Annotated in this window: 26 protein-coding genes and 1 pseudogene; 1 reads left to right on the top strand and 26 read right to left on the bottom strand. The window is 44.6% G+C overall.

Going from position 1 to position 19883, the window contains the following annotated elements; genetic code table 11:
• Positions 1-89: 89 nt before the first annotated feature.
• From U5R06_03710 to U5R06_03690, 5 genes are all read right to left on the bottom strand, one after another.
• Positions 90-461: a hypothetical protein gene (locus U5R06_03710; GenBank protein MDZ7721943.1), complete on the bottom strand. Its 372-nt coding sequence runs from the start codon at positions 459-461 to the stop codon at positions 90-92.
• 882 nt (positions 462-1343) lie between these two features.
• Entirely contained in the window at positions 1344-1532 is a 189-nt protein-coding gene (locus tag U5R06_03705; GenBank protein ID MDZ7721942.1) for a hypothetical protein, read from the bottom strand.
• 183 nt (positions 1533-1715) lie between these two features.
• Positions 1716-1934 (bottom strand): type II toxin-antitoxin system HicA family toxin, encoded by a 219-nt coding sequence (locus tag U5R06_03700; GenBank protein ID MDZ7721941.1) that lies wholly within the window; start codon positions 1932-1934, stop codon positions 1716-1718.
• A complete protein-coding gene (locus U5R06_03695; protein ID MDZ7721940.1) occupies positions 1927-2181 on the bottom strand; it encodes a type II toxin-antitoxin system HicB family antitoxin in 255 nt (84 codons plus the stop codon). Before U5R06_03695 ends, U5R06_03700 begins: the two co-directional genes overlap by 8 nt.
• A gap of 156 nt (positions 2182-2337) precedes the next feature.
• Positions 2338-2679 carry a hypothetical protein gene (locus U5R06_03690; GenBank protein MDZ7721939.1) on the bottom strand — a complete coding sequence of 114 codons (342 nt, stop codon included), beginning with the start codon at positions 2677-2679 and terminating at the stop codon, positions 2338-2340.
• Between the two features lie 778 nt (positions 2680-3457).
• Here U5R06_03690 and U5R06_03685 point away from each other — a divergent pair.
• Positions 3458-3784, top strand: coding sequence for a hypothetical protein (locus U5R06_03685; protein ID MDZ7721938.1), 327 nt, complete (start codon positions 3458-3460; stop codon positions 3782-3784).
• On the opposite strand, the gene U5R06_03680 is transcribed toward U5R06_03685, so the two are convergent.
• The 21 genes and pseudogenes from U5R06_03680 to U5R06_03580 form a co-directional block, all read right to left on the bottom strand.
• Complete coding sequence (locus U5R06_03680; GenBank protein ID MDZ7721937.1) at positions 3772-4128, bottom strand: hypothetical protein; 357 nt, start codon at positions 4126-4128, stop codon at positions 3772-3774. The two genes, U5R06_03685 and U5R06_03680, sit on opposite strands and share 13 nt — an antisense overlap.
• Positions 4125-4355: a hypothetical protein gene (locus U5R06_03675; protein MDZ7721936.1), complete on the bottom strand. Its 231-nt coding sequence runs from the start codon at positions 4353-4355 to the stop codon at positions 4125-4127. Before U5R06_03675 ends, U5R06_03680 begins: the two co-directional genes overlap by 4 nt.
• Before the next feature lie 324 nt (positions 4356-4679).
• Complete coding sequence (locus tag U5R06_03670; GenBank protein ID MDZ7721935.1) at positions 4680-5033, bottom strand: DUF5615 family PIN-like protein; 354 nt, start codon at positions 5031-5033, stop codon at positions 4680-4682.
• A complete protein-coding gene (locus U5R06_03665; protein MDZ7721934.1) occupies positions 5034-5273 on the bottom strand; it encodes a DUF433 domain-containing protein in 240 nt (79 codons plus the stop codon).
• Between the two features lie 436 nt (positions 5274-5709).
• Entirely contained in the window at positions 5710-5934 is a 225-nt protein-coding gene (locus tag U5R06_03660; protein MDZ7721933.1) for a type II toxin-antitoxin system HicA family toxin, read from the bottom strand.
• Position 5935: 1 nt separating this feature from the next.
• Positions 5936-6163, bottom strand: coding sequence for a DUF1902 domain-containing protein (locus U5R06_03655; protein MDZ7721932.1), 228 nt, complete (start codon positions 6161-6163; stop codon positions 5936-5938).
• Between the two features lie 2790 nt (positions 6164-8953).
• Positions 8954-9250 (bottom strand): hypothetical protein, encoded by a 297-nt coding sequence (locus U5R06_03650; GenBank protein ID MDZ7721931.1) that lies wholly within the window; start codon positions 9248-9250, stop codon positions 8954-8956.
• Positions 9251-9574: 324 nt separating this feature from the next.
• On the bottom strand, positions 9575-11374 hold the full coding sequence (locus U5R06_03645; GenBank protein ID MDZ7721930.1) for a nucleotide sugar dehydrogenase: 1800 nt from the start codon (positions 11372-11374) through the stop codon (positions 9575-9577).
• Positions 11375-11500: 126 nt separating this feature from the next.
• Complete coding sequence (locus tag U5R06_03640; GenBank protein ID MDZ7721929.1) at positions 11501-11806, bottom strand: four helix bundle protein; 306 nt, start codon at positions 11804-11806, stop codon at positions 11501-11503.
• A 194-nt stretch (positions 11807-12000) separates the two neighbouring features.
• Positions 12001-12345, bottom strand: coding sequence for a hypothetical protein (locus U5R06_03635; GenBank protein ID MDZ7721928.1), 345 nt, complete (start codon positions 12343-12345; stop codon positions 12001-12003).
• Positions 12342-12710, bottom strand: a complete 369-nt coding sequence (locus tag U5R06_03630) for a DUF5674 family protein (protein MDZ7721927.1) — start codon at positions 12708-12710, stop codon at positions 12342-12344. The genes U5R06_03635 and U5R06_03630 overlap by 4 nt, the downstream gene beginning before the upstream one ends.
• Before the next feature lie 107 nt (positions 12711-12817).
• The gene (locus tag U5R06_03625) at positions 12818-13213 is read right to left on the bottom strand and encodes a DUF86 domain-containing protein (protein ID MDZ7721926.1); all 396 of its coding nucleotides are present in this window, start codon (positions 13211-13213) and stop codon (positions 12818-12820) included.
• Positions 13206-13643 carry a nucleotidyltransferase domain-containing protein gene (locus U5R06_03620; GenBank protein MDZ7721925.1) on the bottom strand — a complete coding sequence of 146 codons (438 nt, stop codon included), beginning with the start codon at positions 13641-13643 and terminating at the stop codon, positions 13206-13208. The genes U5R06_03625 and U5R06_03620 overlap by 8 nt, the downstream gene beginning before the upstream one ends.
• A gap of 331 nt (positions 13644-13974) precedes the next feature.
• A complete protein-coding gene (locus tag U5R06_03615; protein MDZ7721924.1) occupies positions 13975-14322 on the bottom strand; it encodes a hypothetical protein in 348 nt (115 codons plus the stop codon).
• Positions 14323-14560: 238 nt separating this feature from the next.
• A complete protein-coding gene (locus U5R06_03610; GenBank protein ID MDZ7721923.1) occupies positions 14561-14761 on the bottom strand; it encodes a DUF2283 domain-containing protein in 201 nt (66 codons plus the stop codon).
• Positions 14762-15178: 417 nt separating this feature from the next.
• Complete coding sequence (locus U5R06_03605; protein ID MDZ7721922.1) at positions 15179-16279, bottom strand: polysaccharide biosynthesis tyrosine autokinase; 1101 nt, start codon at positions 16277-16279, stop codon at positions 15179-15181.
• Positions 16179-17327, bottom strand: a complete 1149-nt coding sequence (locus U5R06_03600) for a hypothetical protein (protein ID MDZ7721921.1) — start codon at positions 17325-17327, stop codon at positions 16179-16181. Before U5R06_03600 ends, U5R06_03605 begins: the two co-directional genes overlap by 101 nt.
• Entirely contained in the window at positions 17299-17481 is a 183-nt protein-coding gene (locus tag U5R06_03595) for a Wzz/FepE/Etk N-terminal domain-containing protein (GenBank protein MDZ7721920.1), read from the bottom strand. Before U5R06_03595 ends, U5R06_03600 begins: the two co-directional genes overlap by 29 nt.
• Before the next feature lie 15 nt (positions 17482-17496).
• Positions 17497-17688, bottom strand: coding sequence for a hypothetical protein (locus U5R06_03590; GenBank protein ID MDZ7721919.1), 192 nt, complete (start codon positions 17686-17688; stop codon positions 17497-17499).
• Positions 17640-18425 (bottom strand): SLBB domain-containing protein, encoded by a 786-nt coding sequence (locus tag U5R06_03585; protein ID MDZ7721918.1) that lies wholly within the window; start codon positions 18423-18425, stop codon positions 17640-17642. Before U5R06_03585 ends, U5R06_03590 begins: the two co-directional genes overlap by 49 nt.
• A 211-nt stretch (positions 18426-18636) precedes the next feature.
• Positions 18637-19615 (bottom strand): annotated as a pseudogene (locus U5R06_03580) (Gfo/Idh/MocA family oxidoreductase).
• Positions 19616-19883: the final 268 nt, after the last annotated feature.

Raw genomic sequence — 19883 nt, 5'->3', positions numbered from 1 at the left:
CCATGCAGTCAAGCGTTCTCTGTTTGGATGCAGGGTTGTTTGAAAACCTGGCGAGGCGGTTTTTTCAGGCTACTCTATCATCCATACTGTCAGGCCTTTTCCGAGTTTTTATCTTTATAGTTCTCTTGATCGTCACGAATACGCTCGCCAAAGACGCGTTCTTCCAGCATGGCTAATCGTTGTTCATGGATATCCAGGGTCCGGACACGGCTTTTCATGTCTGTGCTCAGCATTTCGAGTTGTTTTGACTGGGCGTCCATGCCTTCAAGCAGCATATTTACTTTGTTGTCAAGACTATTTACTCTATTGCCAAGAGTATTTACTTTGTTATCCAGATTTATGAGCTCTGTCTTGTCAGCTTTTTGATCCAGCTTTTGCTTAATAGCCGGAATCTCGGTCATGACATAATCTGCCAGTTTTTCCAGCAGACCATGCGTTTTTTCCAGAGTTATTTCAGACATACTTTTCCCCACTATTTTGAAATGAAAGACTGGCAAGGCGGTCTCATCTGTGCGTTTCAAACATCCATGCACTCAAGCAAAGAAAAGATGCTTGAGAAAGATGCATGGTTGTTTGAAAAACCAGCATGGCGAGTTTATCTGGCTGCTCCTTTATTCAAGCAGTCAAGCAATCTCTGCATGCATACAAGGCTCATTGAATGACGGGCAGCAAAGTATCACCTAAACGTTTCATGTATGGATATCCAGCGTTCGGGAGACGGCTTTTCATATACAATGCACAACACCCGTCCCGTTTAGGGACGGTATATCTATAGCAATCGTCATCGTTCAAAACAGGCGTCCCTTTAGGGACGCGATAGGCGCACTATAAATCAGGGTTTCGGAAATCCCGTTCAGCACATACCGAATTCAATCGTTTACAGCGTTGCCTGCCGTTTCCGGCATATGGCCCCCTGAACGGGGCGCGTTTTTTCTTCAGATTTGTTCTATACATATGTTGTCCCGATCGGGACAGATTCACCGGCATTGAACGTCATGGTGCAACGTGGCCGCACCGCTGTGCTCAAGGAAAAAACAGCTAAAAGACTTGAATCATGACGGTGACAGAGCCATTTCAGGGGTTCGTCTCGTTCGTTTTGTTCGCTGCGGTTCAAGAATGTTTGGATACAAGGCTCATTGAACGACTGGCCAGACAATTTCGCCTATGCGTCTCATGCATCCATGCACTCAAGCAAAGAAAAGATGCTTGAGAAAGATGCATGGTTGTTTGAAAAACCAGCATGGCGAGTTTATCTAACTGCTCCTTTATTCAAGCAGTCAAGCAATCTCTGCATGCATACAAGGCTCATTGAATGACGGGCAGCAAAGTATCACCTAAACGTTTCATGCATGGATATCAAGCGTTCGGGAGACGGCTTTCATGTCTGTGTTCAAGTTGTCCAACTGTTGGGCCTGGGCGTCCTGGCCATTCAGAATTTTCTGAATATCGGATTTATCGGCTTTGAGCTCTAACTTTTCATTTATCTCACGCCGTAATTCGCTCACCTCCTGTTTGGTCGGCACCTGCGTCATAACATACTCGGCGAGTTGTTCCAATAACGAATGAAGTCTTTCAAGAGTTATTTCATATAAAATAATTCCCGCTAATGAAAAGTTAAAGTCGGAAGCTCACAACCAAAAAATGAATAGTTTAAAATTCCAATGTCTGAAAAACAATAAATTAAGAGGCAATGCATAAAGATGTTAAACCATACTCTACAACTGATTCCATTCCTCTGGTAATATATCTGCTTGTTGTAGTATCCGTCTTAAAAGTGCAACACCTATCTCATTTTTGTGTGGATTAGGAATCGTCAATCCAAGATCTCCGCGGATCATATACAAATGCTTTCCACCCGCATATGGCCCATCAAATCCAGCTTTTTTGAGCTTTTTAATAAATTCCCTATTTTTAACAGGGGCAAGTTTAGTCATTAACTTTTTCTTCTGTCAGGTTAACAATATTAATTTCTCCCAATTTGGGAATTGATAAGCCTTTTTTAATGCCAAGTAATATCCAGCCTTCAATAACTTCTTTTAGATTCTCACGACATTCTTCTAATGTAATACCACTGGCCCATACGCCTTTTAATTCTTTAACTTCACCATAAAATGGTTCCTGATCGTTGATTTTTTCATAATGAGCTCTTTTCAAAGCTTCATCAATATATTCTGTTATCATAAAAATGTCCTCTATTAGATACATATAATCTGCACATTTTACATCCCGACCCGGGTGGTCATCCCATAAATAAGCAATGTTGATTTAAAAAGTCTCTACGTTTAATTTAACAAATTAAACGTAATATTTGTTTCGATCAGAACTACAGACTGCAAATTACGTACCCCGGACCTCGGGTCTTGATCTAACATTATGCTCCTCAAGGTCAGCGAGCCGTTTTTCGTGATTGTCAAGAGTTCTGGAAATGGCCTTGATTTCCGTTTGGATGATATCAAGGGATTTTACCATTCCATCCTGTGGCTCTAAAAGCATATCGGCTTTACGATCAACCCGTTTGAGTTCAGACTTTTCGGCTTTTACCTGTTCCAGCCCCTCCAGTCTTTTATTTACGTTTGAAAAACGTTTATCCAGCTCCCGTCGTGTCGGCACCTCGTTCATGACATAATCAGCCAGCTTTTCCAACAGATCATGGGTTTCTTTTAATGTAATGTTTGTCATATTCTTCCCCACAAGTCAAAGGTCGAAAAATCGAATGTCACCAAGTTTCAACGTGGAAATATTTCAAGATCGGGCACAGTGTATGTGAGTCGGGTATTTAAACGAGTTTAAGCGTTAAAAGTTAAAGGGTTTATGCAAAGATGCCTGGAAAAGCTGCTTGGATATTTGAGAAAGATGCATGAATGTTTGAAAACCTGGCAAGGCAGTTTCTCCTGCGTGTTTCAAGCATTTAAGCAGTCAAGCAAAGAAAAGATGCTTGGAAAAGATGCATGGATGTTTGAAAACCTGGCAAGGTGAGTTTATCTGGCTGCTCCCTCACCCAAGCAGTCAAGCCTTTTCAGAATTTTTATTCTTATAGTTTTCTTGATCCTCACGTATACGCTCGCCAAAGACGCGTTCCCCAAGCATGGGCAATCTTTTTTATAGATATCCAGCGTTCGGGAGACGGCTTTCATATCAATGCACAACACCCGTCCCGTTTAGGGACGGTATATCTATAGCAATCGTCATCGTTCAAAACAGGCGTCCCTTTAGGGACGCGATAGGCGCACTATAAATCAGGGTTTCGGAAATCCCGTTCAGCACATACCGAATTCAATCGTTTACAGCGTTCCCTGCCGTTTCCGGCATATGGCCCCCCTAACGGGGCGCTTTATTGTTCACATTTGTTCTATAGATATGTTGTCCCTATCGGGACAGATTCACCGGCATTGAACGTCATGGTGCAACGTGGCCGCACCGCTGTGCTCAAGGAAAAAACAGCTAAAAGACTTGAATCATGACGGTGACAGAGCCATTTCAGGGGTTTGTCTGTTTGTTTGGTTCGCTGCGGTTCAAGAATGTTTGGATACAAGGCTCATTGAACGACTGGCCAGACAATTTCGCCTATGCGTCTCATGCATCCATGCACTCAAGCAAAGAAAAGATGCTTGGAAAAGATGCATGGCTGCATGAACGACTGGCCAAGCGGTTTCGCCTGCGCGTTTCAAGCATCCATGCAGTCAGGCATTTTTTGTTTGGTTGTTTGAACGGCTGGCAAGTCGAGTTTACCTGGCTTTTCGTTCTTTTTATAATCTGCAATTCATGCTGTATTCATCTTTTATAGCTCGGTTTATTTTTATCTCTTACTCTGGAGCCAAAGTTATGCACTTCAAGGTCAGCAAGGCGTTTTTCGTGATTGTCCAATGTTCCAGAGATGGCTTTGAGTTCTATTCTTATGATATCCAGCTGCTGACTCTGATGATCCATACCTTCTAATAATTTCTGTACATCTGATTTATCTGCTTTCTGCTGTTCAATTTGCTCAAGTCGCCGCTCAATTTGTTCAAATCTTTTATCATGCGCTTCGTATCGTTGTTGCATTTCTTTACGCGTCGGCACCTCGTTCATGACATAGTCCGCCAGTTTTTCCAGCAGATCATGTGTTTTTTTCAATGTAATGTTTGTCATATTTTTCCCCACAAGTCAAAAGTCAAAGGTCGAATGTCACCAAGAAACCTGTGTTTATATATCCTCCAGTTGTCTTTTAAATCACTCTCTGCAAATAGCAAAGCATCGTTGTAATCCTGATTAAACAATGGTGTTTTACGAATTTTACCTTTTTTATTGAGCAAATCTCTATGTGAAAAACCATGAGCAGCATATGGCGCCCCTAACGGGGCTCGTTTTTTCTTCAAATTTGTTCTATAGATATGTTGTCCCTATCGGGACAGATTCACCCGCATTGAACGTCATAGTGCAACGTGGCCGCACCGCTGTGCTCAAGGAAAAAACAGCTAAAAGACTTGAATCATGACGGTGACAGAGCCATTTCAGGGGTTCGTCTCGTTCGTTTTGTTCGCTGCGGTTCAAGAATGTTTGGATACAAAGCTGTTTGAATGACGAGCAGCAGAGTATCGCCTGTACGTCTCATGCATCCATGCAGTCAAACATTTGTTGCTTGGATGCATGGTTGTTTGAACGACTGGCGAGGCGAGCTTGCCTGTGTATTTCCAAACTTTTTATATATTACGTAGCCGATATCTAGTGGGTTCAACAATAGAAAATAGCCTTAAAAGTTCATCCTCCTTGTTATTATCCAATAGACTAATCAATTGTTGATGCACATCACCCATAATGGTGGGCGTCATTCTAAGCAATATGACACCCGTTTGAATTTTGTTTAAAAAAACCAGCGCCCCAAAATCCTTGTCACGGGTTATTAGAATTCTGTTCATTTCTTTTGCTTTTATCAGTAATTCTTCATCAGCTGCTCTCGACATATTTAATTCTCTTGTTGTGAGAACATCATGTCCCCGGTCACGTAGAAAACCAATGGTGATATGATAAACATCCTGATCAGAAAGAAAGCGCATTCACACAGCCTTTGGAAATACTCGTTCATGACGTATTATATCTGAAGCATATTTCACACATGCTTTCACGTCATCAATCTCCAGGTTTGGATAATATTTCTCTACAATTTCGGTGAAATAAATTCCTTCCTGGACGAGATCAAGTACATCATCAACTGTTATTCTTGTGTTTGCAATACAGGGTTTGCCAAAGTGAACCTTTTTGTCAATCACGATTCTATCTCTATAATTATCCATCATCAACCTCTATATTCATATATTTGTTTTAAAAACTGGCGATTCAGTTTTATTCTGCAGGTCTCAAGCATCCATGCAGTCAAGCAATGAAAAGATGCTTGAAAAAGATGCATGGTTGCATGAAAACCTGGCAAAGCGAGTTGTCCTGGCTGCTCTCCAACACAAGCATCCATGCAGTCATTGCCGTGTTGCTTAAACCTTGTCCGGGTAGGATACCTTGCACTTGCGGTCAGGTGTTTTGATTGCGTTTGGACACGCGTCCGCCCTGTCACTCCATGTCCGGTTCGGGTTCGGATGATGGGCGAGTAGGAGCGCGCTGGATTTTCAGTTTATGTACAGAATTTGGGTATTGCAAGATGTTTGCCATGCGAGTCAAAAGTCTGAAACTTATAACGTCAAAGCTTGAAAAGTCAATGTAAAAGAAGTTAAAGTTTAATTTTTACAGTTGTAAAAATTCATCAATGGTCATACCAGTCTGTTTCAAAATAGCCCGTAGCGTCCCTTCAGGTACATCACCAGGGTGATTGGGTATCGTGGTATACAGTTCTGTTTTCTGATTATACCAAATTTCATGGCTTCCGGCTGCCTGACGATAAAATTCAAAACCGGCTTTTTTCAATTTTTTAACGACATCTCTGTATTTAAATCCGGCCAACCTGCCCATTTTACATTCCGATTACCAGGGGATAGTCAAACTGTTGATCCTGCAGTAACCGAAATTTACTCATATCTTTGTTTTGAGCTTCTAATAACTTTTTGGCCACATCCCGCGCAATTTCAATTGTTTCCGCAACGGTCCTCCCCTGCGCAATCAAGCCCTGAAGATCATCAGACGTTGCCAGATACAATCCTTCAGGCAATTTTTTTATATGTAACGTTATAATAGTTTCCATAACAACTTGCCTCTAAAGTTAAGTCTCAAAAACCTGCACAACTCTTGAGTTTTAATTCACTCTTTTGGTATATACCATGCTTTACCTTTTCTTAATAGAAAAGCTTTATGTTTCTTTAAATATTTAACGAGTTGATTTTGTTTCATATAAATTTACAAAAGTCACTGTAGGCACGTTCCTGCAGCATGGTCAGTCGTTCTTTATGGATATCCAGCGTTCGGGAGACGGCTTTCATATCAATGCACAACACCCGTCCCGTTTAGGGACGCTATATCTATAGCAACCGTCATCGTTCAAAACAGGCGTCCCTTTAGGGACGCGATAGGCGCACTATAAATCAGGGTTTCGGAAATCCCGTTCAGCACATACCGAATTCAATCGTTTACAGCGTTGCCTGCCGTTTCCGGCATATGGCCCCCCTAACGGGGCGCGTTTTTTCTTCAAATTTGTTCTATAGATATGTTGTCCCTATCGGGACAGATTCACCCGCATTGAACGTCATAGTGGAACGTGATCGCACCGCTGTGCTCAAGGAAAAAACAGCTAAAAGACTTTAATCATGACGGTGACAGAGCCATTTCAGGGGTTCGTCTCGTTCGTTTGGTTCGCTGCGGTTCAAGAATGTTTGGATACAAGGCTCATTGAACGACTGGCCAGACAATTTCACCTATGCGTCTCATGCATCCATGCACTCCAGCAAAGAAAAGATGCTTGAGAAAGATGTATGGTTGTTTGAAAAACCAGCATGGCAAGTTTATCTGGCTGCTCCTTTATTCAAGCAGTCAAGCAATCTCTGCATGCATACAAGGCTCATTGAATGACGGGCAGCAAAGTATCACCTAAACGTTTCATGCATGGATATCCAGGGTCCGGGAGACGGCTTTCATATCAATGCACAACACCCGTCCCGTTTAGGGACGGTATATCTATAGCAACCGTCATCGTTCAAAACAGGCGTCCCTTTAGGGACGCGATAGGCGCACTATAAATCAGGGTTTCGGAAATCCCGTTCAGCACATACCGAATTCAATCGTTTACAGCGTTGCCTGCCGTTTTCGGCATATGGCGCCCCTAACGGGGCGCGTTTTTTCTTCAAATTTGTTCTATAGATATGTTGTCCCTATCGGGACAGATTCACCCGCATTGAACGTCATAGTGGAACGTGATCGCACCGCTGTGCTCAAGGAAAAAACAGCTAAAAGACTTTAATCATGACGGTGACAGAGCCATTGCAGGGGTTCGTCTCGTTCGTTTGGTTCGCTGCGATTCAAGAATGTTTAGATACAAGGCTCATTGAACGACTGGCCAGACAATTTCACCTATGCGTCTCATGCATCCATGCACTCCAGCAAAGAAAAGATGCTTGAGAAAGATGTATGGTTGTTTGAAAAACCAGCATGGCAAGTTTATCTGGCTGCTCCTTTATTCAAGCAGTCAAGCAATCTCTGCATGCATACAAGGCTCATTGAATGACGGGCAGCAAAGTATCACCTAAACGTTTCATGCACTGGATATTCAGGGTCCGGGAGCCGGCTTTCATATCAATGCACAACACCCGTCCCGTTTAGGGACGGTATATCTATAGCAACCGTCATCGTTCAAAACAGGCGTCCCTTTAGGGACGCGATAGGCGCACTATAAATCAGGGTTTCGGAAATCCCTCAAGGAAAAACAGACAAGATGATTACGTATAATTGCTGCTTTTGATGACGTATAAATCCGGCAAGGCGCGTTCACCTAACTGCTCTCTCACCCTGCGGTCAGGCATTGTGTTCACGTTTGGAAACGCGTCCGCCCTGTCACTCCATTGCAGGCATTGCACAGAGATCATGGCACTTGAACGGTTTTCGGACAGGGGATTCAGACCCTATATTCCCCTGCTGGTATCCTTAATAAAGATAAGAAGATAGGATTTCTATTTTTTAAAATCAAGTGAATTGTAAATAACTGTCAAACGTTAAAACCTTACAACGTTGAAGCGTTTGGAAAAATAGTATTTCAAACTGAAGCGTAACGCTGGTTGCGGTTCTGAAACAGCAACGAACGATACCAACAAAACGAACAACAGCTAAAAGACTTTAATCATGACGGTGACAGAGCCATTTCAGGGGTTCGTCTCGTTCGTTTGGTTCGCTGCGGTTCAAGGATGTTTCGATACAAAGATGTTTGGATAACTCGCAGCAGAGTATCGCCTGCACGTTTCAAGCATTCAAGCAATGAAAACATGCCTGGGAAAGATGCAGGGTTGCTTGAACGACTGGCAAGGCGGGTTCTCCTATAATTTTCAAGCATCCAAATATTTGTTGCTTGGATGCATGGTTGTTTGAAAACCTGGCCAGGCGAGTTTATCTGACTGCTCCGTCACCCAAGCTGTCAGGCATTTTCAGAGTTTTTGTTTTGATAGTTCTCCTGCTCTTCTCAAACATCCCTGCAGTCAAACATTTTGTATAAAAGTTGACAATACTTTCATTTTTGACCCAATCGGGTAGTAATAAAATCCAGGACCTGATCCAATGTTCGCTCATAGGATGGTTCAATTTGATCTCCACTGTGCTTATGGTGAGGGAAAGTAATAATATCCCAGTCCGGTGCGTTATCCCATCTGATTAAAACGGTTCCATCCGTCTTTTGCCAATGATAAGAATATTTTCGCTTTGTCCCATTCATTACTGTTTCTCTTACATAGAGCATGGATTGATCAACAAATGTTATATTTGCTCTGAACCTTAGATTTGTACCAATTGTTCAAATTGAGTTATGTGATATTCTATAATACTCTTTTTATATTTTTCAATGATTCTGAGCAATCCTTGCTTCCTCTATATGATTTTGCCACCAACCTAATGCCTGGGCGGCAAATTCCCAATCTTCGAGATCCTGTTCTTTTTCGATTTCTTCTTTACCTTTTCTTTTGTGCAATTGTTCTTCTAAAGCCTTTAAATCCATATTATATTTATTCTGGAAAAAGTCACATTCTGCCTGATATTTCTCAATTTTTGCAAGTGCATGCAGTTTGAAAACATCCCGGGTGAATTCTTTTTCAGATAAATATCCTTCTTCCGCAAGAATAGATTCTCTTATTTTCATATTTAGCCTCATTGGCGTTGTTTTTTATATTAGATAATGTACGAGCCTGTGCTATTCAAACGTTTAATATGCGGGGTTATTTGAATAACAGGCAGCAGAGTTTCGCCTGCACGTTTCAAGCATTCAAGCAATGAAAACATGCTTGAGAAAGATGCAGGGTTGCTTGAACGACTGGCAAGGCGGGTTCTCCTATAATTTTCAAGCATCCAAACATTTGTTGCTTGGATGCATGGTTGTATGAACGACTGGCAAGTTCCTAATGACCGGCATTCGTTAAAGTTTGGGCGGCGAAAACCGCACAATTCAAATTCTATCCAAAAAACCTCAGCCCTCATACTCCGCACCGCGTACCTCATACCGACACCTCGAATGCTCAATACCTGATTCCCCGGCCTTGCCAGAAAGAATCAACCGATATTGTCTTTTTCCATTTTCAACAGCTATTTTATCTTGAAACTTTCTTTCATCTTTAGGTTTTACTTTGAGAGACCGCGACTTTTGGACCCTGGACTTGATGCGCTTCACATGCCCGCGTCCCAGTCCCTTGACTTCACATCCGAGTTCAAAGTAGCGTTTGATTTTGGCATCGTCCAGAATGCCGAAACAATCGACTATAGCAGCTGGCTGACCAATCGCTTTGACCACGCTATCCGGTTCCAGGTTCAGATATTGTTCGTGACGTACGGCAAAGACCACGGCTTCGGCATCTTTGAGGGCTTTTGTCAGATCAGGTTCGATTTGAATATCCTTGAGTTTCTCCTGACTGCGGAAAAAACGGCCTTTGCTGTGTCCGGCGGCCGGATAGGTATCCTGTTTTTCAAATTCCCACCAGTGTTCCACATACGGATCGTGCACACGGATTTCGGCGCCCATTTCTGTCAGTCGGCGAATGAGGATTTCGGAGCCGCTGTAACGGGTATCGCCGACATCCTCGCGGTAGGCGGCGCCCAGCACCAGCACATCGGCGGCGGCAATGGGGATGTTCATATTGCGCATGGCATCGCGGGTGACGGCTGCGGCGTGCAGTCCGCGCGTGTCATTGATATTGATGGCCTGCGGCGTGATCTTGAAAATATCATCTTCGAATCCGAGAATATGCTTGTAGGCCCACATGCCGAGTCCGCCGTCCTTGGGCAGACAATAACCGCCGATTCCGGGTCCGGGAAAGATCATATTGCTGTGCGTCGGTCGCACCTTGACCGCCTCGATGACCTTGAGCAGATCGACGCCGTTGCGCTCGGCGAACAGAGACCATTCGTCCATGAACGCCAGAATGGTGGCGCGGTAACTGTTTTCCACGATTTTGGCGGTCTCGGATTCGATGGGCCGATCCATGACCGTCAACGGAAATTCGTCGGTGTTGAGCACGTCATTGAGAAACCGCACCACGCGTTGTTTGGCGGTTTCGTTGATACCGGAGCAGACGCGCCAGAAATCGCGGATACTGGCCACGTAATGGCGACCGGGCATGACGCGTTCATAACTGTGCGCCAGCAGGGGCTCGGCATCGATTCCGCGTTTTTTGAACGTCTTGCGCATAATGGGATAAGCGACCTGTTCCGTGGTTCCCGGCGCCACCGTGGTTTCAATCAACACAAGGGCCTCGGGCTGAATATGCTCGGCGATCACACCGATAGACGCTTCCAGGGCTGCCATATCCGTATGCCCGGTGTGCACATCGCCCAGATCGTGTTTGACGTAATCGCACTGCACATCCACCACCACCACATCGGCCAGAGACAGGACCTCGTAACTATAGGTGGCCATCAGGGTCTTTTTGGTTTTGACGCAGCGCTCGATCATCGGCTCCACTTCCGGGTCTTCGGCCTTGACCGGGGACACGCCGCGGTTCAGCAGCGGAATCTTCCAGTAACTGCGCACACTGGGCCGCTGCATGCCAATGACAAACTTGCTCGGCTCGCCGCTGTCGTCCGTGGTATCGGCGACAATCGCCGCCATCACCGCGCCGACAAACCCGACGCCCATGACCACGACAATTTCGCGGCCCTTGTCGCGTTCGGCGTTGACGCGTGTTTTCAACAACTCGAATTCCTGTTGATACTCTTCCGGTTTGGGTAACGCAAATGTTTCGCCGGCGGGGCTGGTGGAGAATTGTTCAGGCATGATGGTGCTCCTTTTTAAAAGTCAAAAGTCGAAAAGTCAAAAGTCAAAACGTCGAAAAGTCGGAAAGTCCAGAATCAAAAACAAAAGACAATAAAACTGCCGGGAAGGTTTTTTGACTTTCAGACCTCAGACTTTAGACTTTCCCAAATATTTAATTAAACTGCCGATTTGTGCCGAGAGCTGGATTGCCGCATTTCGTAATTTATCTGCTTTCGCTGTATTGATATAGTTTAAATCCTGCAGCAAGTATGTCATACTCCTTACTTCACCGCAGGAACCTTTGGCGATGATGAGAAAACGGCGGAAATCCGCATCCGAGCTGCGTTCGAAACCTTCGGCAATGTTGTTCATGGTTGAGATCGCAGCACGCTGGACTTGATCGCGACAGGGCCAATCTTTGATATGAGACAGGTCATTATAGATTTGATTCACCAAACTCCGCGATGTCCTGCCAGATTTTTAATTCCTCAAAACGTTGTGCAGTGCTCAAACACAAGATCCCCATAGTAGAGTCGAAAAGTTAAAAGTCAGAAGGTCAGAAAGTTAGAAGGTCGAAAAGTCATAACGTCAAAGATCATAAATCAGTAAAAGTCGCTTGGAAGTTTTTAGCTTTCAGACATTATACATTAGACTTTAGACTTTCTGACCTTTTGACTGATTTTTTTCCACGCTTCCGGTTCAAGCTGAATCAAACAGCGCTGCAGAATTTTTGTATCCTGTCCGGAATCTGAATAGTACATCGCCATCACTTCACGGGCCCGCCTCAACTCGCCTAATTTTCGTTTCCAGCGCGGGTCCATGCAGACAAAATCGATCAATTCGAGCGCCCGTTCCAGGGCATTTTTGTATTCTTCTTCCACGTCGCGCATGTTTCGGGCGCGATTCAGTTCGTTCGCAACCATGAGAATTTGCTGAAATTCGGGCAGCGTGTGAAATCGATTCTTTAGCGATTTATGCCAGAGCGGTGTCATGCACCCTCCAGCAATTCATCAGAACCTAAAATACAGGTTTCGGTTAATGTTTTTACAGATTTTTTAATCAAATCATCCTGTATTTCCATTGACGTATTGTCATCCATGGGTCGAATATTAATAAAGCTTGTATATTCAATACGCTGTTCCGGATCATTCCAGGGATATAAATTCCCACCCCATAGAGAGGACTGATCTGAACCATCCTGCAGCAAAAGCGCCTCGGCATCCGCATACATTTCTCCGCCCAGTGCGACTTTATGGCTGTCAAGATCCACCACAAACTTGACCATTGTGTCGAAATGAGCACGGCAAAGCTGCAGCAATTCAGTGTGTGAAATTTTATGATCTGTAATTTTAATCAAAAGTCAAAAGATTGGAACGTCAAAGAGTGAAAGAGAGTAAAAGCCGATTGCTGGATTTTAAACTTGCAGACATTCGGACTTTTAGACACTGGACTTTTGACCTGGTTTTAAACATACTCTTTCACAGCATGCGCAAAAACCACAAAATCATCCAAATAATTCAAAAATGAATAAAGCTGCTCAACATCGATTTCAACATACTCGTGTATTAATAGATTACGCAATCCGACCATGCTGTACAGTCGTTCAGCCAGCGGTTCTTTAATATAATTATGTTTTGTCAGCAGTTCTATACATTCTGAATACATTTTCGGATTTCCGAGGTTATACTTTGCTGACAAGTGACAAGCAATATCAACAACAATTTGTATAGATTCAAACAAGCCGTATCGTAGTGTCCATTGGGTTTGCAGACTGGATTGAACAGCTCTCAAATCGTGCTGTTTTTTGAATGCCGAGAGTTCGCTAACATTGTTTTCCAATTGCGTTAAACGTTCAAGCATAATTGCGCTGCCCAAATTTTTTTTCAGATATTCGTTTATAAAATATCGAGTTGATCATTTCTCGCAATCTATGTGTATCAAAATAGCTCGTAAATGTCTTTGTTTTAAAGTCAATCCACACACCTTCATCCGTGCTGAACAGCAATTCTGAACGCGTAATAATTTGGTAGCTAAACAATGGATTTTTATTGTAAAGATCATTCAGCTGCACCAGGTCAACCCTGCGTTGAGTCAATGACTGCAATTGGGAAATGAGTCCACCCCATTCAAGCAATTCGAGTTTTTTCCGGCAAAAGATACCAATATCAATATCACTCAACTCTCCAAACGTTGGGGAATTAAATGATCCGAATGTCACGGCAAAGATGATATTTTCATTGCTTTGCAGGTGAGACGTAATTTTGTTTTTTAATGTGTTTTTGGTTAGCATGATGAGAATCAATCGCCGGAAAATCAAAAGTCAGAACGCAAAGTACATAAAAAATGCTGCAGAGCAATAGGGGGCTTTTCTTTTTCGTTTCTGAGCCCACGGACCGTGTCCGCCCACCGGCGGATTTATTCGTCGTCTGCAATCAGTGCCGGGTAAAAGTCAAGTCCAAAGTCAAAAATAAAAGCCAGTAAAAGCCGCCTGAAAGGTTTTTTACTTTCAGACCTTTAATCTTTCGAGTACTTTATGATCCATTCAATATCGTCCTGATCTTTTTTTCTTCCCGCTTGTTTTTTGGTCATAATCAGATATTTTTTAGAAATAAAGTATGCTTCTACCCCCAAATAGGAGCCAATTGTTTATTTTGGAATGCATCATCAAAGTCTACACCCTCTATACTTGTAATAATATCGATACGAACAGGGGCAAATCCCAATTGAATAACCTTGTCAGGATCAATCAGATCTCTTTGTTCGATGTCTAAATCAGAGAATCCGAATTCTCTCAGCGCTTTTAATATTTTATCCGCATTTTGCGCACTGTTTTCAATCCAAAAATCAATAGCATTCGTAAATTTGGGTCGACTGTGATATCCGACAGCATACCCGCCGATGATAAGATATTTAACGCGTTTTCCGTTTAATAATTCTATAAACTCTTTGTAGTCTTGAGGGATGTTCATTTTGAAACGCCCAATATTGTTGTCGAATGCCTTCTAAAATAACTAATTTTTCTTCACCGGACAAGGATTGCCAATATTCAACATCCGCCTTTTCGGCTTTATCAAATGAATCGTATTTTTTTATTAAAGGCATAATATTTTTAGTCTGTCAAATATGAATAATAAAAAATCAAGAGGCAGTAAAAGCCGCCTAAAAGGCTTTTGACTTTCAGACCTCAGACTTGCTCCACATCATTTTTTAACTTGCAATGGCTTCTATAACCTGCTTGTCATCGACTCTCTTACTAAAGGACAAAACTTCTACGGAAATCAGTTTTCCGGCCTTGTCATAATCCACCACAAATCCTGTTTCCTGCAAGTATTCACTGCTCTCGACCTCGTTTTCAGAAAACTTTATTTCCAAGACATCGCCATGCTTATCATAATTAATCATTATCATTATTGATTTTCCTCAATAACCGCCTGTCAAAAAAGACGCTAATCAGCAACAAATTATTATCTTTACGACGTCCGATTACTCTTAAATATTTGTTATCTGTCTCTTTAATATAATGAATCAGCGTCTTGTCTATTTTATCTTGTTCTGTCCAATCCGGTTCCATCACACAGTCTCGTATATGCTGCGATGCAATTTTTCGTGCTTTTGTTTTTTCAAGAGCGTGTTTGGTGTATTGGATGTTTATCAATTTTAGGTCAAGTCAAAAAGTCAGCGGATTCATTCTTGGGCGGTTTGCAATCAGTGCTGAGTTAAAGTCCAAAGCAAAGTCGTAAAGCTATAAAGTCATAACGTCAAAGATCAAGTCAGCAAAAGCCAACTGGAGAGCTTATACTTTTCGACTTTCAGACCTTGCGATTTTTATACTTTGCTTTTTGTCACCTTGTCTTTGAGGGCTTTTGTACGGTTGCTTTTGTTCTTTTTCTTGCCGCCGTCATGCGAATAATAATAACTGTAATTGTAATACGAATAGCGGTAATTGTAATATCCGTATCCTTTGCTGCGTCCGACGCCGTTGAGGATGGCGCCGAGAATTTTTGCATCCAGATTGGTAACCAGATTGACAGCGGTCTGCACGGCCGGATATTTGGTATAATCGGCGCGCACCACCAGCAGTACATTTTTAATGCGGGTGGACATGATGCGCGGATCGCTGACCACGGTCAGAGGCGGCGAATCGAACAACACCAGTTCAAATTTGGTTTCCAGTTCATCAACCAATTGGCGCATTTTCTGACTGTCCAGCATTTCCGCGGGATTCGGCGGCGTGGTTCCGGCGGTGATGATCGACAGATTGCTGATGCCGCTGTTTTGGATCACGTCATCGATGGCCAGATCATCGCGGGCCAGCCAGTCCGAGAGTCCGGGCGATTTTTCGATAGAAAAGATTCTGTGCTGCATGGACTTGCGCATATCGGCGTCTACAATGAGCACTTTTTTGCCCAGTTCCGCATAGGAAATAGCCAGATTGGCGGTGGTCAGCGTTTTGCCCTCGCCGGGCACCGAACTGGTGATCATGACGCTTTTGAGCGGCTCGTCCACATTGACAAACTGCAGATCGGTGCGCAAGCTGCGATAGGCTTCTACAAGCGGATTGCGTGAACCGATAGCCGGCAGCAGCTGATAAGCATGCTCCGTCGTGCCGTTGTGGCCGTTTTTCGGAACGGACGGTTTTGACGAACCGGAGCGTTTGACGCGCACCCGGTTGATATCCGGGATGGTTCCGAGCACCGACTTGCCGGTATAGCGTTCGATGTCTTCTATGGTGCGCACGGATTTGTCAAAATAATCCATGGCAAAGGCGAGTCCCAGTCCCAATCCGAGGCCGAGGATCAATCCGACCATAATATTTCGGGTGCTGTTATCCGGAATGGGCGCGCCGGGCATGGCGGCCGGAGAGACGATGAGGACGCCGCCGGTGCCGGTTTCCGCCTGAATTTTGGCTTTTTGACCCTGTGTGATCAGAAAAGAATATAAATTTTCCGAAACCGTTTTGGCGCGCTGCAGTTTGGCGAGCTTGATGGCGTGCTCGAGGACATTGGGGGTGACGGCTCTGGTAATTACGCAGCAGTTGCTTGTAAAAGCGCTCTTCGTTTTTCAGTGAATACAGCTCCAGCTCTTCATTGATCTTGCGTTCGCGCAGTACGGCAAAGGTATTGTCATCCGCGCCCAAGACCGGTTCCTGCTCCCCCTCCCCGGCCTGCAGGACAGCAGCGCGCAATTGATCTTTTTTGGTACTCAGCTGAGTTTGCAGACGCGTCAGATCTTCCGAGCCCTCATCCCCGGCTTCCTGCAGCTGGTAAATCTGTTCTTCAAGGTTTTGGATATCCATGCGCAGTTCTTTAACATGCGGGGCTTCCATATCCAGCATACCGGGTGAACTCTTACCCTGCATCTGCGCCAGACGCAGGTTATAGGTTTTGAGATTCTCCTCAGCCAGCCGGCGTTTGGTCTCGATCTCGGTAATCCTGGATTCGATCTCGTTCAGACGCTGCAGGATACCGTCGCTGGCATCGCTGATGGTAATATTGGTCTCGTTTTTAAATTCCTGCAGCTCGGTTTCCGCTTTTTCCAGATTTTTTTCCGCCTCGCGTTTCTGACTCTCGACGTATTCGACGACATTCTGGGACTGTTCCTGCTCGATATTGCGTGATCGCTGTTTAAAAGCATCTGCAGCAATAACGGCAATTCTGTAGCAAACCACCGGGTCATAGGCCGTCAACCGCATATTCATTAAATTGGAATACTCTTCCGGTTTACTCAAAGTCAGTCCGGAGTTTAAAATTTGCTGAATCGTTTCTGTCCGGATACCGCCCCGGGCATTCAGTGTACTGTCCGACAAGGCCTCGCGGATCACCTGTTCGCGAAACGGCGCGCTGCTGAGCAACGCCTGATAATAGCGCAAATTATTGCTGCGCATGTAATAATAATAGGACGACACATTATCCGAGCCGCTAAGACCGGAATACTGGCTCTGCATATCAATTCGAAAAGGTAATGGACGAGGCATATTGTTCAGGACGGGACAAGGCGTAAAATGCGGTCACGCCGGCGACAAGAACAAACACAATCAAAATCAACCAGCGCCGCCGGAGGACCAGATCCAGATAATCCTCAAGCTTCCATTCCTTGTGTTCCGAACCGTTTATTTGACCGTTCTGCATACCCCCGCCTCCTCTCTAATTGCTCTCGTTCTGTATGCGAATAATATAATATGCCATGGTAAACAAACTGGCAAATCCGGAAATATCGCGCACAACGCTGACAATATTCCGCCACAATGATTCCCCCTGTTCCGGAATAATAATAATATCCCCCGCATTCACCACCGGCAGTTCATAGCCGTGCGGTATTCGGTAGTATTCCTGCAAATTGACCGGACTTCGCGCGAGCGCTTTTTCAACGGCGAGACATAGCGCACGGCGCTGATATCCGCGTCTTCGCTCAAGCCGCCGGCTTTGAAGATCATGTCCAGCACCGTGGCGCCGTAAAACACGTCATAGATGCCGGGATCATTGACCGCTCCGATGACCTTGACGCCGGCGAATATGGGATTGCCGGTGACCAGGACAATATCTTGATCCCGGAGCGTGGGATTCTGCTGCATATCGCCGAGCAGATTCAGAAACACCAGATTGAATTCACGGCGTTTGGTGGCGCCGTCTTCTTTGCGAATCAGGGTGACTTTGTCCATTTTGGCGCCATCGAGGGGTCCGCCGGCTTTGCTGACAGCTTCCTGCAGGGTTCCGCTGAGCGGCAGTTGTACGGTGCCGGGACTGTGTACATATCCGAGTACACTGACCCGGATCAGCTGACTTTCGGTAAAGCTGACCGTGACCACGGGCTGGCCGTCCAGGTATTTTGACAACTGCGCAACCATAAAGCGGCGCAGTTCCTCTATGGTCATGCCGTCGACCGGGATGTTCTGCATGAACGGAAAATCGACAGAACCGTCCGCTCCCACGGTGACGATGCGGCTTAATTCCTGGTGTCCGTAGACCATGATTTCAATAGAATCACCCGGCTTGATGATCCGGTCCTGCGAAGCGATGGGCTGAGCGATAAATAATAAAAATAAAAGAAAAACGACGCAACATTTCAATTTCATAGCAGTCTCACATTAATCAGTTGAGAATTAATAACATCAAAAGAAGGAAAACTATTTCGTTCTGTGCCATCTTTTGGTGAAATCGTGTCTTTTCGCGGTTGGGAGGGGATTTGATGTATCACACCTGACATCAGAACCTGCATGACCTCTCATATCCCTGAAAGGTAATCAGGACAAAGCTTAAAATCAAGTTCTTTTTCGATTTGGCCATTCAGCAAAGCCGGTTAACCTCTGTGTGCCGGGTTTGTTTTAAAAGCCGGTGCCATTCATCCGGATCGCCTTTTTCTGTTTGTGCATTGCGGATATCATAGGCCAGCTCAATCGAGGGCCGGGCCGCTTCCAGACCATAGCCTTTGCCGTCCAGGATATCCCTGTATACAATAGTGTGCAGATCGGTGAATCCACCGGAAAATTCCAGTTGCTGATCATTGACTTTAATACAGCGAAAGTGGACTGCCCTGCCTGACGGCGCTTTCGGGTAAATCTGTCTTGTCCACAGATAAAAACCAGCGGACGTCGGCATTTTTCAATTGCAAAAATCCGGCTGCCTTGCATTTTTCAGACAGATGCACAGCGCTGCGCTGCACGCTTCCGAATATCCACATGAGCATGTCAAAAAAGTGAATCCCGATATTGGTGCTCACACCGCCTGATTTGTGCACGTCTCCTTTCCAGGAATAATGATACCAGTTGCCGCGGCCGGTAATATAGGTCAATTCAATCTGATGGCGTTTTGAAGAGGAGTGGCCATAATCCTGTTTCAATTTCATAATCGCCGGATGCACACGCAGCTGCAGAATGTTGTAAACCCGGCAGCCGGTTTCTTTTTCATCTTCGTTCAGGGCATCGAGGTTCCAGGGATTCAAGACCAGCGGTTTCTCGCAGATGGCATCGGCATCATTGCGAAGCGCAAATCGAATATGGGCATCGTGCAAATAATTGGGGGTGCAGATACTGACATATTTTACAGCGCGCTCCGGCAGGCGCTTGCGCAACAAGCCCACGTGCCGGTCATAGCGCTCAAATTCAGTAAAAAAATCAACATTGTCAAAATAGCGGTCCAGGATACCGACTGAATCACTGACATCCAGAGCAGCAATTAGGTCGTTGCCGGTATCGCGAATGGCCTGAAGATGTCTGGGCGCAATGTATCCGGCTGCGCCGATGAGTCCGAAATTGAGGGGGGTCATAATTTCCTTTGATTGTTTTGTGCGGAAAAACAGGCAATACGTGCAACTTATGGTTACGGGATACAGCTTCGCCATGTCACTCCATAAAGAGCGAAATGGAAGTAAAATTTAAAGCGAAATTCGTTTTTAATCAAGTAAAAACATAAAGACATAAAATGATTCGTTAGCGCCTGCGGTTCAAGACTCTGATTTTATGTTCTTTATGTTTAGATGCATCCTTTTATGAGTTAATCACATAACTTTACAAAAACTAATTATTTAATAATCA

It is taken from the genome of candidate division KSB1 bacterium (genome assembly GCA_034521575.1).
GTDB lineage: Bacteria > Zhuqueibacterota > Zhuqueibacteria > Residuimicrobiales > Krinioviventaceae > JAXHMJ01.
The sequence above is the reverse complement of the archived record's forward strand: the minus strand, read 5'-3'. Positions and strand labels throughout refer to the sequence as shown.

Bases quoted from the DNA above. Each gene is read 5' to 3' on its own strand.
- U5R06_03645 (MDZ7721930.1), bottom strand. From the start codon at position 11,374: ATGCCTGAACAATTCTCCACCAGCCCCGCCGGCGAAACATTTGCGTTA.
- U5R06_03665 (MDZ7721934.1), bottom strand. From the start codon at position 5,273: ATGATGGATAATTATAGAGATAGAATCGTGATTGACAAAAAGGTTCAC.
- U5R06_03610 (MDZ7721923.1), bottom strand. From the start codon at position 14,761: ATGATAATGATTAATTATGATAAGCATGGCGATGTCTTGGAAATAAAG.
- U5R06_03600 (MDZ7721921.1), bottom strand. From the start codon at position 17,327: ATGCCTCGTCCATTACCTTTTCGAATTGATATGCAGAGCCAGTATTCC.
- U5R06_03650 (MDZ7721931.1), bottom strand. From the start codon at position 9,250: ATGAAAATAAGAGAATCTATTCTTGCGGAAGAAGGATATTTATCTGAA.
- U5R06_03660 (MDZ7721933.1), bottom strand. From the start codon at position 5,934: ATGGGCAGGTTGGCCGGATTTAAATACAGAGATGTCGTTAAAAAATTG.
- U5R06_03635 (MDZ7721928.1), bottom strand. From the start codon at position 12,345: ATGACACCGCTCTGGCATAAATCGCTAAAGAATCGATTTCACACGCTG.
- U5R06_03700 (MDZ7721941.1), bottom strand. From the start codon at position 1,934: ATGACTAAACTTGCCCCTGTTAAAAATAGGGAATTTATTAAAAAGCTC.
- U5R06_03670 (MDZ7721935.1), bottom strand. From the start codon at position 5,033: ATGCGCTTTCTTTCTGATCAGGATGTTTATCATATCACCATTGGTTTT.
- U5R06_03680 (MDZ7721937.1), bottom strand. From the start codon at position 4,128: ATGACAAACATTACATTGAAAAAAACACATGATCTGCTGGAAAAACTG.
- U5R06_03655 (MDZ7721932.1), bottom strand. From the start codon at position 6,163: ATGGAAACTATTATAACGTTACATATAAAAAAATTGCCTGAAGGATTG.
- U5R06_03705 (MDZ7721942.1), bottom strand. From the start codon at position 1,532: ATGACGCAGGTGCCGACCAAACAGGAGGTGAGCGAATTACGGCGTGAG.
- U5R06_03695 (MDZ7721940.1), bottom strand. From the start codon at position 2,181: ATGATAACAGAATATATTGATGAAGCTTTGAAAAGAGCTCATTATGAA.
- U5R06_03625 (MDZ7721926.1), bottom strand. From the start codon at position 13,213: ATGCTTGAACGTTTAACGCAATTGGAAAACAATGTTAGCGAACTCTCG.
- U5R06_03685 (MDZ7721938.1), top strand. From the start codon at position 3,458: ATGACGGTGACAGAGCCATTTCAGGGGTTTGTCTGTTTGTTTGGTTCG.
- U5R06_03595 (MDZ7721920.1), bottom strand. From the start codon at position 17,481: ATGCAGAACGGTCAAATAAACGGTTCGGAACACAAGGAATGGAAGCTT.
- U5R06_03585 (MDZ7721918.1), bottom strand. From the start codon at position 18,425: ATGAAATTGAAATGTTGCGTCGTTTTTCTTTTATTTTTATTATTTATC.
- U5R06_03615 (MDZ7721924.1), bottom strand. From the start codon at position 14,322: ATGAACATCCCTCAAGACTACAAAGAGTTTATAGAATTATTAAACGGA.
- U5R06_03710 (MDZ7721943.1), bottom strand. From the start codon at position 461: ATGTCTGAAATAACTCTGGAAAAAACGCATGGTCTGCTGGAAAAACTG.
- U5R06_03620 (MDZ7721925.1), bottom strand. From the start codon at position 13,643: ATGCTAACCAAAAACACATTAAAAAACAAAATTACGTCTCACCTGCAA.
- U5R06_03690 (MDZ7721939.1), bottom strand. From the start codon at position 2,679: ATGACAAACATTACATTAAAAGAAACCCATGATCTGTTGGAAAAGCTG.